Genomic DNA, 18,294 nt, shown 5'->3' on the forward strand with positions numbered 1-18,294 from the left:
CTAAAGCCAGGTGGAGGAAATTCAGCTCTTCAAACAGCGGGAACTGCCAATTTGGTTGTAAAATCAGATACTTATGCTGATGCAACTGTTTCACAAACCATTGGTCATGGATCAGCCACACAAATTATTGTGGTGACTCAACCTGCGGCTCCATCTGTAAATGGGGGACAGTTGGCAACACAACCAACAGTTAAATTGCAAGATCAATACAATAACGATTGTACAACAGATAATGCCACAAATGTATCAGTTGCGAAAGGTGATGCAGGAAACTGGACCCTTGGAGGGGATCTATCATCCAGCGTTAGTTCAGGATCACTATCATTCACCAACTTAACAGCAAGTAGTAACGAGGCAATTACTGATGCTTACTTAAGCTTTAGTAGTTCTGGTTTAACTGGTGCAGATTCAGATACATTTAACTTAGGACTGAATTCATCACCTTCTGATTTAACGGCTGCCAGTAATGCAGATGTTGACGGAGATTTTACCATTACATTTACGGATGTTGACGGTTGGCAATCAAAAATATCAAGTATTACTTATAATGGAAATGGTGTTGATGCTGGAGCATATAATACCTCTACGTCAGGACAAATAACTTTTACTCCGTCTTTGTCAGTTGCTTTACAAACAGCAGGAACTGCTGATTTTGTATTTGTTTCAGATGGCTTTAATGATGCCAGCTTATCTCAAACCATTAATCATGGCGCTGCAAACAAGCTTTCGGTTTCTACTCAACCAGGATCTCCAACATCTAATGGTGGAGAGTTGAATCCTCAGCCTGTAGTTGAAGTGCTTGACCAATACGATAATTTGTGTAGTACCGATGGTGCGAGAACCATTACTGCAGCAAAAGGTGATGCAGGAAACTGGACGTTGGGAGGAACATTGGGCCAAAGTGCGAATTCGGGTACGCTTACTTTTGCTGGTTTGACAGCAAGTAGTAATGAGGAAATAACTGATGCAAATATTAGTTTTAGTTCAGCAGGCTTAACCGGTATTACTTCGGCAAACTTTAACCTGGGATTAAATACGCCACCAGATTTAACAGCGGCTTCCGGAGCTACAGTTGATGCTGCATTTGAAATTTCATATGTTGATAATGTGGATTGGGAATCTAATATTTCTGCCATAACTTTTGATGGAAATACAGTATCTACTGCTGCATATACTGTGAATTCAACAACCAATAAAATTACTTTTGATCCTGCGGATGACTCTGTTTTACAAACTGCAAAAACAGGGGATATCGTAATTTCGGTTGATGGGTATAGTCCTGCAACAGTATTGCAAACCATAGGACATGGAGCGGAGACCAAATTAATTGTGACAACAGAACCGGTGGCTCCAGCCAATAATGGAGATGCATTCCAAACTCAACCGATAGTTGAGGTACAAGATCAGTACAGTAATGTTTGCACCTCAAACAACTCTTTAGCTGTTACTGCAGCAGAAAACGATCCTGTTGCATGGGATTTGCAAGGAACTTTAAGTGTAGCTGCATCTTCAGGTGTGATAACTTTTTCAGATTTAACAGCTTCAAGTACTGATGTTGTAAATGGTGCTTTTATTGCGTTTAGCGCTACTGGAGTAACAGGAATTAATTCAACTACATTTGATTTAGGACTGAATTCACCTCCTGATTTAACTGCAGCAAGCAATGCAACGGTTGATAATGGTTTTATCATTACCTTTACGGATTCTAATTCATGGCAATCTAAGATTTCAGCAATAACTTATGGTGGAAATACGGTTGATTCAGAAGCTTATGATACCAGTGTAGGAGATCAGATAACTTTTGATCCATCGAAATCTACGGCTCTTCAAACTGCTGGAACAGCAGACTTTGTTTTTTCTTCTGATGGTTTTAACGATAAAACATTGTCGCAGGAGATAGGACACGGTGCTCCAGCTTCCATTTATATCGCAATACAGCCAAGTGCACCAACTCAAAATGGTGGATTATTGGCTACTCAACCAAAAGTTGGAAGCAAAGATCAATATGGAAACAATTGTACGGGAGACAATGCCACTGCAATATCTGTTGCAAAAGGTGATGGTGGAGATTGGTCTTTGGGAGGTTCTCCAAATCAAACATTGGTTTCCGGAGAATTTACATACACCGATTTAACTGCTACAAGTGATGAAGCGGTAACAGGAGCTTACCTTACTTTTTCTTCTGGAAGTTTTGCTTCGGTTAATTCCGATACTTTTGACATTCCTGTAAATGCAACGCCTGCTCTTTCTGCTGCAGGCAATGCAACGGTTGATAATGATTTTTTCATCAGCTTTGCTGAAGATGGAAGTTGGAGAGGAAGTATTAGTTCAATTCAATATGGTGATGAAACATTACCGAATGCTTCTTATGATACTAGTGCGGCAGGAAGAATAACATTTACACCTTCGCAAACCTCAATATTACAAGCTGCGGGAACCAAAACAATTACAGTTATAGCAAGTGGTTATGCCAATGCTACGGTTGAACAGGAAATTGGTCATGGTTTGGCCAGTGCATTGTTTATTTCAACTCAGCCAGTTGGGCCTGGATCTAATGGTGCGGCTTTGGCTACTCAGCCTGTTGTTCAAATTCACGATCAATATGCGAATGTTGTTACATCTGATAACACAACAAATCTTACTGCTGCATCTTCAGGTGGAGTATGGACTATTGGAGGAACACTGGAATTAACTGCAACAGCAGGTGAAATTTCATTTACAGATTTAACTGCAAGCAGCGATAATGAAGTGACCGATGCAACTATCACATTTTCATCACTCTCTTTGAGTGATGTAATTTCAGATGCTTTCACTATTCCTGCTTTAGATGCTTCACCTAGTTTGTTGGCTTCTTCAAATGCTACTGTTGATGCTACGTTTGAAATAACATTTGTGGCAAATCCTACCTGGCAATTGTCTATAGATTCAATTCATTACGGAGGAAATCTGATTTCAGAATCAGCTTATGACAAAACACAAGGAGAGAAAATTATATTCGATCCATCACAGGATACAGATTTGCAGCTTGCAGGAACCAAGGATATAGAGGTTTTTGCACAAGGATATGCAACAGCTAGTGTTTCACAGGAGATAAAACATGGTGCTGCTGCGGAGATGATTATTGCCCTTCAACCAGCTGCACCAGCAGAGAATGGTGATGAATTGGCTACGCAACCAGGAATTACCTTGCGAGATCAATATGGAAATGACTGTACCAGTGAAAACTCTATAGAAGTTACCGCGTCAAAAGGAGATACCAATGATTGGACACTTGGAGGAACAGTTAGCAAAACCGTGGCCAGTGGTTCGGTTAGTTATACTGATTTAACAGCCTCAAGTCCGGGACCAGTAACAGGTGCTTTTATTAGCTTTTCTGCAACAGATTTAACAACTGTTAATTCAAATACATTTGATATCCCTGATTTAAATGCAGGTCCCGTATTAACCGCTGCTACGAATGCAACGGTTGATAATGATTTTGAAATTACTTTTACAGATAATGCTGACTGGCGAACAAATATTACGGAAGTTAGGTATGGTACAAATGTTCTTCCAGCTACTGCCTACGATGCAAGTGTAGCAGGTAAGATTAAATTCAAGCCAGCAGAATCCGCTAATCTTCAACAGGTAGCAAATGAATATATTTACATTACATCAACCTCCTATTTGTTGGATTCAGTCCAGCAAGAGATAGGACATGGTGTAGCAACAGATATCCTAATCACTACTCAGCCTTTTGGTCCTGAGAATAATGGTGATTTATTACAAACTCAGCCTGTAGTAAAACTGCAGGATCAATATCAAAATGATTGTACAAATGATAATTCTACAACAGTAGAAGCAAATGCAAGTGGAGGAAGTTGGACTCTTGAAGGATCTGTTTCCCTAATGGTAACAAACGGTGTTGCATCTTATACCGATCTTACTGCCGGGAGTACTGATATGGTTAGCGATGCAACAATTACATTTTCCGGCACAGGACTAACAAACGCGGAATCTGATTCATTCTTGATTCCAGCTCCTCTGATTGCACCATCTTTAATTGCTTCTACTACCGCTACGGTAGATTCCCTCTTTGATGTTACTTTTGCTGATAATGCAGAATGGCAAGGCAAGATTGATTCCATTTCATATGGAGGTAGCATGTTGCCTGAAACATCCTATGATAAGAGTCAGGCTGGTAAAATTGTATTCGACCCTTCGCAAGATGCAGCTTTGCAAGAGGCGGCTACCAAACAAGTGCTTGTGTATTCACGAGGATATCAGGATGCTTCGGTTGATCAGGAAATTAAACATGGAGTACCTGATTCATTAATTATCGAAACACAGCCAACTGCTCCTTTGGTGAATGGTGGAGAACTTGATTTACAACCTAAAATTTCATTGCTGGATCAGTACAACAATAGTTGTGATACAGAAAATACTTATGAAGTAGTGGCAAGAAGAGGCGGTGAAAATGATTGGACATTAGGAGGAGATACGTTGCAAGCAGTAAGTAATGGGGTTATCAATTATCGTGCATTAACGGCATCTAGTGCTAATGCTGTTACTAGTGCATATTTAACATTCTCAGGAGATGGAATTACTTCGGTAGATTCAGATCCCTTTGATATTCCAGTATTAAAGAATCCTCCAAATTTAACTGCTCAGTTTGATGCAACGGTTGATGCTGATTTTACAATTGATTTTTTTGATTTCGATGATGATTGGAGAACTGAAATTACAATGATTACGTATCAAGGTGATACATTGCCTGCTTCTGCTTATACCATAAATACTGATAATATTGTATTTCGTGTTTCCGAAGAGGAATTACTTCAAAAGGCAGGCACTTTCGAAATTGTAGTTAAAGCTCTTGGTTTTAGTGATGCTACAGTAGAACAAACTGTTGGGCATGGTGTAGCAACAAGTATGCAGATTACACAACAGCCATTAGCACCTCCTTCAAATGGAGATTTGTTGGAGCAACAACCGGTTTTAGAGTTCTACGATCAGTATTCGAATTTATGTGATTCTGATAGTGATAGAATGATACAAGCTTCGAGAAGTGACGAAGGAGAGTGGGATTTGGCAGGTACTTTGGAAAAAAACTCCGAAAATGGAGTTGTAACTTATGATGATTTATCGGCTTATTCAACAGGGCCAATTGAAGGTGCTATTATTCAGTTTAGTTCAGAAGGACTTGATGCTGTTACAGCTGATCCATTTGATATTCCGGATGTTGCAAATCCACCTGTATTAACAGCTGCAGTTGATGCAAGTGTTGATAATCCATTTAAAATTACCTTTACGGAGGATTCTGTTTGGAGAAATAGAATTAGCGTAGTAACAGTTAATGATAGTGTGCTGGTAGCGGAGAGTTATAATTTTACTCAGCCAGGCGAATTGGAATTGATTCCTTCTGCTTCTAAATTCCTTCAAAAGAATGGATCATTCGAAATCATTGTTCAGTCTCGTGGATTTGCTCATGATACGGTTCAGCAAGATATTCAGCATGGTGTTGCCGATAGTGTTTTGGTATTGACTCAACCTGTTGGTCCGGATGTGAACGGAGAACTGTTTGCACAACAACCAGAACTGAAATTAGCAGATCAATATTTGAATGATTGTACTACAGATAATTCTACACAGGTAAGCGTTGAAAAGTATGACAACAAGACTTGGGAATTAATTGGAACCCTGGAAGTTCAATCTTCGGAAGGGAAAGTTCTATTTACAGATTTGATTGCAAGAAGCGAAATTGCTATTGATTCAGCTTATCTGCAATTTTCTTTTGCAGGAGACTCAATTGTATCTGATTTGTTTACAATTCCGGTACCAATCATAGAACTAATTGCCGCAGAAAACGCAACAGTTGATAATGAATTTGTAATTCAGGCAAGTGACAATGCAAGCTGGAGAGATTCCATTTCCTCCATTAGTTTTGCAGGACAAGTTTTGGTAGATACCTCTTATCTGATTGAAGCTGGTTCGATAACATTCTATCCTGAAAGAGACTCAACCTTGTTCATTGCCAGAACAGATACCATTGTTGTAATTGCAAATGGTTATGCCGATGCAAAAGTCGAACAAAAAATCGGACATGGAGTAACAACTGAGATGTTATTGGTAGATCAGCCAATTGGACCTGAAAACAATGGAGATACTTTGGTGCAGCAACCAAAAATACAATTACGAGATAAGTATGAAAACAACTGTACAACCGATAATGGTACAGAGGTTTTGGTAGATAAATATGCCGATCCGGATAATGATAATTCTGCATTGTGGAACTTGGGAGGAATAAAAACTATCACCGCATTGGAAGGAGTAGTTGAGTATACGAATTTAAGTGCTACTAGCGAAGATGAAGTAATTGGCGCAAGGTTATTATTCACTTCTAATGGACTTCCAAATGTAGTTTCGGATAGCTTTGATATTGTAAGGCCACCGGCACCAATAATAACACCTGCTGCCAATGCTAATGTTGATGAAATGTTTACGGTTACATTTACGGAAAATACAACTTGGCGCGAAAAGATATTTGACATTCGCTATGGTATTCGAAGTTTAGAAGGAAAATATGACAAATCTGTTCCCGGTCAAATTACTTTTGATCCGGAGGTAACTTCTGTTCTTCAGAAATATGGAGTTGATTCTATGTATGTTTATTCAGGCTTGTACGATACAACTCGATTTGAGCAGCCAATTCACCATGGCAAATCAAAATATCTGGTTATCGAGAAAGAACCTTCAGCGCCTGCAAATAATGGCGAAACATTAATCAGACAACCTCAATTAAATTTACAGGATCAGTATAGAAATATTTGTGATACCGATAGTGAAACAATGATTACGGTGCGAAAAGCTGATTCTCAAGAGTGGACTTTGGGAGGTACATTAACTCAAATGGCTGTTGATGGTCTTGTAAAATTTACCGACATAACGGCAGGTAGTGATATGGAAGTGCAAGGTGCAAGGCTGGAATTTGAAGGTCCTGGTATTATTTCAAAAATATCAAGTACGTTCACAATACCTGAACCCAAAACCAATAGGGCAGGAGAGGCAAGCGCTAATCCAGAATTGGTATGTTACGGATCTAAATCCAATATTATATTAACAGAGTTTGATGGTAGTATTCAATGGCAGGTTTACGATGAGCTAAACGATGTTTATGAAGATCTGGATGGAGAAAATGCAGAATTGTTAGTAACTGAGGAGGTGGTAGAAAATAAGATATATCGTGCTAAGGTTTCTAAAGAAGGATTTGCTGATCAATATTCAAATTCAGTTTCGGTAAGTCCAATGGAGCCTCCTGTTGCTGATTTTACTTTCGAAACAGATCGTAATGAGGTTCACTTTACCAATTTGAGCGAACATGCAACTTCTGTTTTATGGGATTTCGGAGATGGAATCATAAGTAGTGAATTTGAACCTTCGCATTCCTTTGTATTGGATAATGCAAGTGGATCTGGCTATGTAGTCACATTAACAGCATCAAACGAAGCTTGTGGAAATAGTCAAAAATCACAGCAAGTATTTATTACTACAGGAATTGATGATTTGATTGCTGATAAGGGAATTGTAGTATATCCTAATCCTAACAGGGGGCAGTTCTTTGTTGAGCTTTCGGCTACGAATGATGATGGTTTGTTGAGGATATTCAATTCATCGGGAAGTATAGTTTTAAGTAAGGAAATTAAACGCAGCTTTAATGCTGACCGATTGGAGTTCGATTTACAGAATCTTCCTGGAGGTATATATTTTCTTGTTATTCAGTATCCTGAAAAAGTGATAAGGACAAAACTTATTATTACAAAATAGATCAGTTTAAAAATAAAAAAGGGTGATTCCGATTTGGAGTCACCCTTAATTGTATTTTATGGAGTTCTGTTTATTCGAACTCAGCCATTGTTTTCTTAATGATTTCAATCGCTTCACGCAATTGAGTTTCGTTAATGGTCAATGGAGGAGCAAAACGGATGATGTGTCCGTGAGTTGGCTTAGCCAATAACCCGTTGTCGCGTAAACGCATACAAACATCCCAGGCAGTTTTACCACCTTTAGGCTTAATAACAACTGCATTTAGAAGACCTTTTCCACGAACCAATTCAATCATATCCGATTTAACGGCTTTCAATTCTTCACGGAAGATCTTACCCATTGCTTCTGCATTTTCAGCAAGATTTTCATCTTTAATCACATTAAGAGCAGCCATTGCAACTTCACAAGCAAGAGGGTTACCACCAAAAGTAGAACCATGCTCACCTGGCTTAATGCAAAGCATTACATCGTCGTCAGCTAAAACAGCAGATACTGGCATAACACCACCAGAAATTGCTTTACCTAGAATCAATACATCCGGACGAACACCTTCGTGATCAACAGCTAATAATTTACCAGTTCTTGCAATACCAGTTTGTACCTCGTCTGCAACGAACAATACGTTATTTGCTTTACACAAATCGTAAGCTTTCTTCAAGAAACCATCTTCCGGAACGTAAACGCCTGCTTCACCTTGAATTGGTTCAACCAAAAATGCACATACATTAGGGTCTTTCAATTCTTTCTCTAAAGCTTCCGTGTCGTTGTAAGGAATTACAACAAAACCAGGAGTGTAAGGTCCAAATCCTTTGTATGAATCCGGATCGGTAGACATAGAAATGATAGTAATTGTACGACCGTGGAAGTTACCATCACAAACAATAATTTTTGCTTCATTTTCTGGAATGCCTTTCACATCGTAACCCCAACGGCGAACCAATTTAAGTGCTGTTTCATCAGCTTCAGCACCTGTATTCATTGGCAATACTTTATCGTATCCAAAGTAGTTGGTAACAAATTCTTCGTATTTTCCTAGGTTGTTGCTGTAGAAAGCACGTGAGGTTAGGGTTAGTTTTTGTGCTTGCTCTACTAATGCATTAATAATTTTTGGGTGACAGTGTCCTTGATTAACAGCAGAATAAGCTGATAAGAAATCGAAATATTGCTTTCCGTCAGTATCCCAAACATAAACGCCTTCTCCGCGCTCTAAAACTACTGGAAGTGGATGATAGTTGTGTGCTCCAAACTTAGATTCCTTATCCATATAGTCCTGAGCAGTCATTGTTGCTGTATTTGTCATAACTAGAACATTTATAAGATTTTTAAAATAGGATTAAATTCTGAAAATTCAGTACGCCAATTTTATAACTATTTTTTTGATTTTCCAATGCTTTTGGAAGAAAAAGTGTAGAAAAAATCGAAAAAAATATTAATCATGACTATTATCATAAATTCAATTGTTAATTCTTGTTGTGTTTATGATTATAGCTAATGTTCTATAAATATGATGTTAACAGCTGATTTAAGGTAAATATCTAGACATACAAAGCAGTAAATCCGATTTGTTAAATGGTTTTGATAGATGTTCAGAACAACCAGCCTTTAATGATTTTTCTCTGTCACCCTCTAGTGCATAAGCTGTTTGAGCAATGATTGTTAGATCTGGACGTTTTTTCTTGATCAATTTTGTTGCCTCCAGTCCATTGGTATGTGGCATGTTTATGTCCATTAAAACCAGGTTTACCTCCGGGTTCTGGAGGCTTGCTGTCATGGCTTCTTTGCCTGTTTTAGCCCAAATGATATTAATATTGGTTGGTTGTAGGTAAGCTTCTAGTATTTTGTAATTGGTAAATTGATCTTCTGCTACTACAACGGTATAATTTTCCCAATTGTATAAATTGGTAGTGGAATCTGTATCACTAATTAACTCTTGATCGATAACGTTAGGAATGCTAAATTTTACCGTGGTTCCAATTTCTTCTTCTGATGCTATCCAAATTTTTCCACCTAAAAGCTCAATTTCTAATCTTGATATGTATAATCCTAGCCCAGTGCCGCCAAAGTTGTTAATGCCATTTTCATCAGCTTGTCTAAAACGTTGAAAAATATTTGACTGTGATTTGGATGGAATGCCTTTGCCAGTATCACTTACTGTAAATTCAATGGTTTGATTAATGAAGCGATATGAGCAAGTTATACCTCCATTTTCGGTAAATTTAACAGCGTTGTGTAGTAAGTTATTTAAGATACCGATTATTTTATTTTGATCGGATTTGATGACTTGATTCACTTCAATATTTGGAAAATTTAATTGTAAATGATCCTTCTTGTTGTTTGATAAAAGACTGTTTGTAAGAGATTTCACATCCTTCATCATATTATGAAGGTTAAAATTTCTTTTCACAGGTTTCGCCGTTCTACTTTCCAGCATCGATACTTTAAGAAGGTCTTCAATAATCTTTAAAAGTTGAAGCCCGGAATCTTTAATAGAGCTGGCAAACCTAGGGATATCTTCTTTTATGTTTCCAGATTCAAGTAATTCGGAAAATCCAATGATTGAGTTAAGTGGAGTTCGTAATTCATGACTCATGTTGGCCAGGAAAGCATTTTTTAAGTTCTCGGCTTCGAGTGCTTTATTCCAGGCTTTTGCAATTTCAAACTCTTTAATCTTAATGTCGGTAATATCTTGAAAAAGAACTTCTTCAATAATGTCTTCATCTTTGTAGACTTCTCCTGTAATTTTACCCAGCCTTAATTCACCATTTTTATAGAATCGGAATTCTATTTCCATTGGCTGCAATTGCATCTGTTTCAATGATTCTTCAAAAAAAACAAGGTCTTCGGGATGAATATGTTTTTTTAGAATATCTCTGGTAGGAGTAACATTTCCAGTCTGATAGCCAAGAATTGCATGGGTTACTTCTGACCACCAAAAATCTTTAGTTGAATAATTGTATACCCAATAACCAATACCAGCTATGCTGTGTATTTTTTTTAATTGTCTAATTTCAATTTTAGTTTTTAATTTAACCATTTGTGTTAGGGTATATGTTAAGATTATGAAGTCTAAAATATTTTATTAGAGATTTTATGGAGGATTATAATACATGCGCTTATGTTTTTAATGATTTAAGTATTCCTTCAGTCACAAAGAATGTTAAAGCCAACAAAATAAATATTCTCCAATACTGTCTTCCTTCTCTTTTTTCGTTATTAAGCTCAGATAGTTTCATTTTTTCAGAAGAAATTACAGAATAGTTCTCGTGTAATGCCTTAATTTTAGTTTCAATTTCTTGTTTTTCGTAATACGAAATCTCTGATTCATTTCTGGGATAATTGAATGAACAAGTTTGAAGAATAGAGTCGTTTAGTGTAACTACATAATTTTCTGAAACCCTTAATTGATCTACAACTCTAAGCTGTGTTGAATGGTTTGAACTGTTTATTCTTAAAGGAATGATATCAATACCAATTTGTTCATTTTTAATATGGAATTGCTCGTCACTATTCGAAATAAACGAGCTTATTAATTCAATTGTATTATTTTTTCCAATTTGATGATATATTTTGCCTGAGTTTGTACTTGTCTTGCTCAAATTGATTAAAGTAGGTACTAAAATCGGGTGTGTTATCAGGTTTGTCCATTCTCTTTTTAAATTCATACTGAATTGGTACAATTGACCTTTTCCATATTGAATTTTTGTGAATAATTGTTCTGAACCTGCAGTTAGCCAGATAGATTCTAATGTTGGATTATTTGGTGATGATAATTTATAGTATTTATAGATATCAGGTAAACGTGCGTTATCTTTCATATGTTGAAAGACATCCTGGTAAAGATTTGCTTTCGTTTCAATTCTTGAAATTCGTTGTTGAGTGGAGTCAATTTCCAAATAGTTTGGAGCCAAAACATCAGATAAGAACAGGTTCACACTTGTTTCAACTTTCTTATTGGGTATAAAAAGCACATTTCCACCATTTTGTAGATACATTTGAAGGCTTTGTTTAAACCCACTTTCAATATCTTCAATTTCATTTAATACAATTAACTGATATATACTAAATGTTTCATTGTGCAATTGAGCTTTATTAATATTTTTAATCTTAAAATTTTTATCTGAAGCAAAAAGCGTGTTAATGTATTGGTTTTCGGATATCTGATTGATAGATAAAATCTGGTTTACGTTATTGGTTTTGTAGGAAAAGTACAAACTGTTGTCGTAAGTAATTGGATAATCCTCTATGCTTAGTTTGGCTTGTATTATGCCTGATTGACTATCGCTATAGCGTAATTGGGTAATTTGTGATGAATTTTTATTGATATCGATACTTCCTACCGTTTTCAAACTGTCATTTACTGTCAATTGTATTGGAATCTTTTTTAAATCTTTATTGGAATGATTTGAAATTTTAACGGATAATTCCTTTTGAGGACCAGTAAAATGTATAGGCCTTTCGAACCAACACGAGTCAAGAACTAGGTTGTTTGTTGCTTGCAACCTGAAATGAACAAAATCCACATTTAAAATACTGTCTTTTTGCAGTTTTTCTAAATCAGCTTGAGATTTTTGAAAATCAGATAGCACATAAACTTGTGATTTTTCAAAAGGTGAATCTAGTCGAATATTAGCTAGTGTTTTTGATAATTTTAACGGATTGGGAGAGGGGGCTATTTCCTGTATTCTTGCAATGGCTTGATTTTTATTTAAACTGGTAGAGTAGTGCTGTATATCGTTGCTGTAAATTCTGATTTTGGCATAATCAGGTAACGATTTAATCAGTTCGAATGCGTGATTTTTAGCAACCTCCAGAGCATTTCCTTTTTCAGTTTTACCATTCATGCTAAACGAATTGTCAAGGTAAATATTAATTAACTCGTTGTTTTTATTGGATAAATTTTTTCCTGAAATGGGAATGTAAGGTTGTGCAAACGCAATGATAATACATGCTAATGCCAGCATTCTTAGTAATAGAACAAGTAAGTTTTTAAGTTTCGATTTTCTCTTGTTCTCAGTATTTAAATTTTGTAGAAAGCGAAGGTTACTAAAAAAGATTTTTTTGTAACGCTTAAAATTAAAAAGATGTATGATGATTGGAATCAGTAATATAAAAAGAAACCAAAGGTAATTTGGATGCAAAAAATGTATCGACATATTTACTTAGCTTAAAAGTACTGGCAAAATAGCTAAAAACCAGCTTGGATTAAAGGATTTCTCTAGAATTTTGCACTCAGCTTTACATTCAATTTTCGTCCTGTAAGATAATTTGGAATTGCATATTGATTCCCCGAAATGTCGTTAATCCAAAGATAGGAAACCGTGTTGTTGATATCTAAAACATTAAACACTTCCAAGCCAATCCACATGGATTTAAAATGACGCAGTAAACCTTTGTTTTTAGATTTTTCGTCTACTAAGACTTTCGAGAAGCCCAAATCAATTCTGCGATAGTTTGGCATTCTAAAGCTTCCACCATTTTTACCTCTTTTGGGAGTCCAAACAGGAAGTTTGCCAGCATAGAATAAAGCAAGATGCATTTTGTAAGAAGGATGGTTTGGCAAATAATCCTGGAAAAACATAGAGAAATTAAACCTTTGATCGGTAGGTCGCGGGATAAAAGACTTTTCATCTCCTTTAATGTTTTCCTCAGATTTCATGATTGATAAACTAGCCCATGATTCTGTTCCGGGAACAAATTCACCATTGATTCTCAAATCTAATCCAGTTGTGTACCCTTCTGCCTCCTGGTTGCCATAATATCGAATGCGAACATTTTCTATGTCATAAGGAGTAACTGATAGAAGATCCTTATAGTACAGTTCGCTTGAAAATTTAAAAGGACGATTCCATGCTTTAAAGTAATATTCTTGACCTAACACGTAGTGGATTGCCTTTTGGGTATTTACATCTGGACTAATGTTTCCATTAATCATTAACATTTCTCGATAAGATGGAATCTGCTGATAAAGACCTGCTGATAGTTTGAATTTTACTTTATTTTTCCAATTTGGGATATAGTGAATGGAACCTCTAGGTGAAAAATATCCTTTGCTATTGTAATCCCAATAATGGTAACGAAGCCCTCCTGTAAGTTGTAGTTCTCCCTTTTTCGTTTCCAGAATTTGAGTTGCCTGCGCAAATGATTTGTAATGCTTTGAACTAATTTTATTGTTAGCATTGCGATTGTATGCCAGTAAAACTTCACTGTCGGATACCGGAACTGAGTAACCAGCAGAATCTTGGTATTGCCATTCATTAATTTGATTGCTAATATCCTCGTTTTTAACACCAACTCCCCATTGTAAGAATAAATCACCAAAAGAATGATCTCCTTTTATATCCAAATTATAAACCTCCTGATCGAGTTTGTTTCTGGCATGATCAATAAATGTTCCGATACCTAAGTTTTCAACACTTTCAGATTGCGATCCTCCTTGTGATACAAATAAATCGCTCAGATAGTACTGTCCCATAATATCATATTTCTCTTCTTCAATGCTTTCGTATCTGCTTCCGATTAATCGGATAAAAGAATTTGAGTTGGGATGATACTTAAAAGTAACTGCCTGAATATTCGAGTCGAATTCATCTTTTTCGTTGCCGTCAAAATAAATGTCAAGATTCAAAGGATTACTAATGGTTCCAAATGAAGTACTTCTGTTTTCAGGTTCAAAATTGTACTTGTTTTGACTAAAGCTAGTCCATAGGTGCATGCTAAATGCCGAATTGAATTTGTAGTTAACCAGTGCCTGAAAATCGGTATAATTGGGTTCATATTCACCTTTTGTGTCCAAAGAATTTAACAAGTAACGATTGGTTTTATATCTCAATCCAGCCATATAGGATAGTTTCCCATTTTTTGATGCATTAGCAAAATGTGTAGATGCACCCATTAAACTCAATTCGGCTGAAGCTTCAAATTTGGTTGGAGTTTTGTACTTAATATCAAGTACGGAAGATAGTTTGTCACCGTATTTTACATCAAAACCACCTGATGAGAACTGAACTGATGAAACCAAATCAGGATTGATTATACTTAATCCTTCTTGCTGACCAGAACGAATTAAGTTGGGTCTGTAAATCTCTATTTCGTTGATATAAACAAGGTTCTCATCGAAATTACCACCTCGAACAGAATATTGGGAACTCAGTTCATTATTGGAACTTACTCCTGGTAGTGTTTTTATAATTTGTTCAACAACTCCACTACTGCTAACAGGAATTTGTTCAAGATGTTTTTTATCAATTGAAATGTTTTTATCTCTTATGATTTTATCTGATTCAACAGTAACTTCAGATATTTTCTGCTCCTTTAATTTTAGTTTGATATTTAACACTTTATTTTCTGATTTTTTAAGTCGGATTGGCAATTCATAATCCTGAAAAGAGATATGCGTTACCTTTAAAGTGAAGTTTTTATCAAAATCAATTGCTAAGTCAAAACTCCCATTGCTACTTGTGCTGGTTGCAATATTTGTTTCAATTATTTTTATATGAGCGCCTTTAATCGGATTGTTTTCGGTATCGGTTACTTTACCAGTTATTTTACTGTTATTTTGTGCAATACAACAAAAAGGGATCAGAAGAATAATGAAAACAACTGATCTATAAAGAGTTTGAAGCATGTATTTTTAGTTTAACAAGATTAAGATACCATATGAATCAGAATTCCCAATATACAAAGGAAAGACAGAAATTGAAAACTTTGCATAAAAATTAAATTATCTAATTAACAGTTCAATAACTTAGAGTTTTAAGTAAGTATCATATCTTTATATTTTCTAACCCCTAAAACTTTAAAAATCATGTTTGATAAGAGTAACAAACTTTTGATTGCAAGTATGTTTTTGCTTTTTTGTTTTACTTCTTGTAAAACTCAGGAAGAAAAAGCTGCTGAAATTCACAATCATGCTTTCACAATAGATACTCATGTTGATACACCATATCATTTGTTAGATAAAGATTTTAACATTAGTGAATATCATGCCTATAAACGAGGTGGGAGCCGCGTTGATTTTCCAAGAATGAAGAAAGGTGGTTTGGATGGAATCTTTTTCGCAGCTTTTACATCGCAAAGAGAAAGAACAGCAGAAAATATTCAGATTGCCAGAGAAAAAGCAGATGAATTGATTGATTCGATTTACACTGTATGTGATAGATATTCAGAATTGGCTGAAGTTGCTCTTAATGTAGCGGATGGATATCGTTTGGAAAATGAAGGGAAAAGAGCAATTTACATTGGCTTGGAGAATGGTTTTCCAATTGGAACGGAAATATCTGAAGTAGAAAGATATTTCAAGAAAGGGGTGCGTTACATTACACTATGTCATACTTCGAACAATGATATTTGCGATTCCTCGACAGATAGGCACGGTGCAGAATTCGACGGATTGAGTAAGTTTGGTGAAGAGGTAGTGAAGGAAATGAATAGATTGGGAATTTTAATAGACGTTTCGCACATCTCTGATAGCTCATTTTACGATGTGATAAAATTGTCTACAAGTCCGGTTATAGCTTCACATTCGTGTGCAAGAGCAATTTGTGATAATCCAAGAAACTTGAGTGATGAAATGCTGAAAGCATTGGCCGAAAATGGAGGGGTTATACAAATGTGCATATTGGATGATTACGTAAGAGCTCCAGATAAGAATAGTGAACGTTATAAAAAAGAAATGGAATTGCGTGAACGCTATCGTAAAATGGGGAAAATGACCAAGGAAGAGGAGCAGAAAATTTGGGCAGAATGGAAGCAATTGCAAATAGATTATCCTAAGGACAAACCAACGGTTGCTGATGCGGTAGATCATATTGACCACATTATAAAAGTAATTGGAATTGACCACGTAGGAATTGGAACAGACTTTGATGGTGGTGGCGGATTAAAAGATTGTGCGGATGTTAGCCAGATGATGAATATTACCATTGAATTTCTGAATCGTGGCTATTCTCGAGAGGATATTCATAAAATTTGGGGGGGGAACTTTATGAGGGTTTTTAAGCAAGTTGAGGATTTGGCTGAGAAGGTAAAAGCATAAAAGATTCAAAAATTGACTGATTAATTTTATTTTTGCTCCAATTGAAAAAAAATAGAAAATTGTGAAGAAAGTTTTAGTAATAAGTGAGAAGAACGAAGCCCGTTCACAAATGGCCGAAAAGTGGTTGAATTACTATGGTAAAAAACATCTAAAAGTTTGGAGTGCTGGATTAGAGAAGGGAATCATTAGTGTTTTGGCACAAAAAGCCATGGCCGAAGCTGTTATGGACATTCCTGAATACAAATCGAAAGCTTTGAGTGAAATAAAAGAGGAAAATTTCGATTACGTATTGTGTTTTGATAAAGAACTTTCAAATAGCTTGCCTGAATTAAAGGGAAATCCAGAAGTGAAAGTATTTGATGTGCCAAATCCTGCTTCAGTGGAAGGAGAGGAGAAGGTAAAATTACAAGCTTACAATGCGGTTTGCAATGTAATTGACGATGCTTGCTTTGTTTTTGTACAGGAACGCTTCCAAATTGTACCGTAAGTTAACGGATTTATTGATAATAAATTTTATTTACATAGCACTTTACTTTGATAAAGTACATTGTGTTACTCTTACAAAGAGATCCATTTAATGGATCTCTTTTTTTGTTCTGATCTAGCCTATTTTGGATGAATTAATTTGGTAAGTACCATTCTGAATTATCAATTTCATAATTGAAATTGAGTTTCAAACATTTTCATTTTCATCATATTTATTTTGTCTGAATAAGCTTTGTTTTTTACCAACTTGCTTGACATGGCTGTGATTTATTCGTAATTTTAAAATAGATCCGATTGGGCTTCTAATGCATGAAAAATCAATATTTTATGACCTTTGTAATATTTCATATTATTATAGATATACTTCTGGAAACCGATCGGAGTAAACCTTCTCGAAAACCTGAAAAGAATTAAGCAGTTCAATTTATTTTTTAGAATCTATTCATATAAAAGGAGGCGAAGATGAAAAAAAACATTGGAGTTTGGTTAGATACCGAAAAAGCCTACATTATTACACTTGAAAATGGCAATGGCCAGATTGAAACAATTGAATCGGAAGTTGAAACAAGAGTGCGTTTTAAAGGAGAAACAAAGGCTTATTCCCGAATGGGGAATCAGTTTATTAATCCAGCAAAGCGAATGACTCACCGACGCAGACACCAGTTTAAACAGTACTTTGAAAACATAAGTTCTAAACTCGAGAATGCAGAGGAGATTTACTTGTTTGGACCAGCTGAAACAAAAGTACATCTGGCTAAGCATATTAATAAGCATACCAATCTTAATGATAGAGTGAGAAAAATTGAATCGGAAGATAATATGACCGAGAATCAAATGATTGCTCGTGTTAAAGAGATATTTAGTTCCGATCCTGTAAAGGTTAAAGCAAGGATCAGACATTGAGATATAGTAGATTAGCATATCAATAGGTAAGTAAGGCGGTTCCCGGTTTTGAATATTTTGCATGATTG

At 35.9% G+C, this 18,294-nt stretch carries 8 protein-coding genes; 4 read left to right on the forward strand and 4 right to left on the reverse strand.

The genetic code is table 11. From position 1 onward, the window contains the following. On the forward strand, positions 1-7,803 hold a 7,803-nt coding region (locus M0051_RS18320; RefSeq protein ID WP_306743013.1), incomplete at its 5' end, for a hemoblobin-interacting domain-containing protein. A gap of 70 nt (positions 7,804-7,873) precedes the next feature. Here the strand turns inward: M0051_RS18320 and rocD are convergent. The 4 genes from rocD to M0051_RS18340 all read right to left on the reverse strand — a co-directional run bounded on the left by rocD (position 7,874) and on the right by M0051_RS18340 (position 15,427). Beyond that, positions 7,874-9,103 carry an ornithine--oxo-acid transaminase gene (rocD, locus tag M0051_RS18325; RefSeq protein ID WP_306743014.1) on the reverse strand — a complete coding sequence of 410 codons (1,230 nt, stop codon included), beginning with the start codon at positions 9,101-9,103 and terminating at the stop codon, positions 7,874-7,876. Positions 9,104-9,325: 222 nt separating this feature from the next. Beyond that, positions 9,326-10,837: a PAS domain-containing hybrid sensor histidine kinase/response regulator gene (locus M0051_RS18330; protein ID WP_306743015.1), complete on the reverse strand. Its 1,512-nt coding sequence runs from the start codon at positions 10,835-10,837 to the stop codon at positions 9,326-9,328. A 79-nt stretch (positions 10,838-10,916) separates the two neighbouring features. Continuing rightward, complete coding sequence (locus M0051_RS18335; protein WP_306743016.1) at positions 10,917-12,956, reverse strand: BatA domain-containing protein; 2,040 nt, start codon at positions 12,954-12,956, stop codon at positions 10,917-10,919. Between the two features lie 62 nt (positions 12,957-13,018). Then, the gene (locus M0051_RS18340; protein WP_306743017.1) at positions 13,019-15,427 is read right to left on the reverse strand and encodes a carboxypeptidase-like regulatory domain-containing protein; all 2,409 of its coding nucleotides are present in this window, start codon (positions 15,425-15,427) and stop codon (positions 13,019-13,021) included. A 180-nt stretch (positions 15,428-15,607) separates the two neighbouring features. On the opposite strand from M0051_RS18340, the gene M0051_RS18345 reads away from it, so the two are divergent. From M0051_RS18345 to M0051_RS18355, 3 genes are all read left to right on the forward strand, one after another. Next, the gene (locus tag M0051_RS18345; protein WP_306743018.1) at positions 15,608-16,837 is read left to right on the forward strand and encodes a dipeptidase; all 1,230 of its coding nucleotides are present in this window, start codon (positions 15,608-15,610) and stop codon (positions 16,835-16,837) included. Positions 16,838-16,898: 61 nt separating this feature from the next. Beyond that, positions 16,899-17,324: a hypothetical protein gene (locus M0051_RS18350; protein WP_306743019.1), complete on the forward strand. Its 426-nt coding sequence runs from the start codon at positions 16,899-16,901 to the stop codon at positions 17,322-17,324. A 461-nt stretch (positions 17,325-17,785) separates the two neighbouring features. Further along, positions 17,786-18,226 carry a hypothetical protein gene (locus M0051_RS18355; protein WP_306743020.1) on the forward strand — a complete coding sequence of 147 codons (441 nt, stop codon included), beginning with the start codon at positions 17,786-17,788 and terminating at the stop codon, positions 18,224-18,226. Positions 18,227-18,294: the final 68 nt, after the last annotated feature.

Origin of the sequence: Marinifilum sp. D714 (assembly GCF_030851345.1) — a bacterium.
In the GTDB taxonomy this organism is placed as follows: domain Bacteria; phylum Bacteroidota; class Bacteroidia; order Bacteroidales; family Marinifilaceae; genus Marinifilum.

What these genes read in the sequence shown, in the direction of transcription:
- M0051_RS18335 (WP_306743016.1), bottom strand. Translation starts at nt 12,956, where the DNA reads ATGTCGATACATTTTTTGCATCCAAATTACCTTTGGTTTCTTTTTATA.
- M0051_RS18355 (WP_306743020.1), top strand. Translation starts at nt 17,786, where the DNA reads ATGAAAAAAAACATTGGAGTTTGGTTAGATACCGAAAAAGCCTACATT.
- M0051_RS18345 (WP_306743018.1), top strand. Translation starts at nt 15,608, where the DNA reads ATGTTTGATAAGAGTAACAAACTTTTGATTGCAAGTATGTTTTTGCTT.
- rocD (WP_306743014.1), bottom strand. Translation starts at nt 9,103, where the DNA reads ATGACAAATACAGCAACAATGACTGCTCAGGACTATATGGATAAGGAA.
- M0051_RS18330 (WP_306743015.1), bottom strand. Translation starts at nt 10,837, where the DNA reads ATGGTTAAATTAAAAACTAAAATTGAAATTAGACAATTAAAAAAAATA.
- M0051_RS18340 (WP_306743017.1), bottom strand. Translation starts at nt 15,427, where the DNA reads ATGCTTCAAACTCTTTATAGATCAGTTGTTTTCATTATTCTTCTGATC.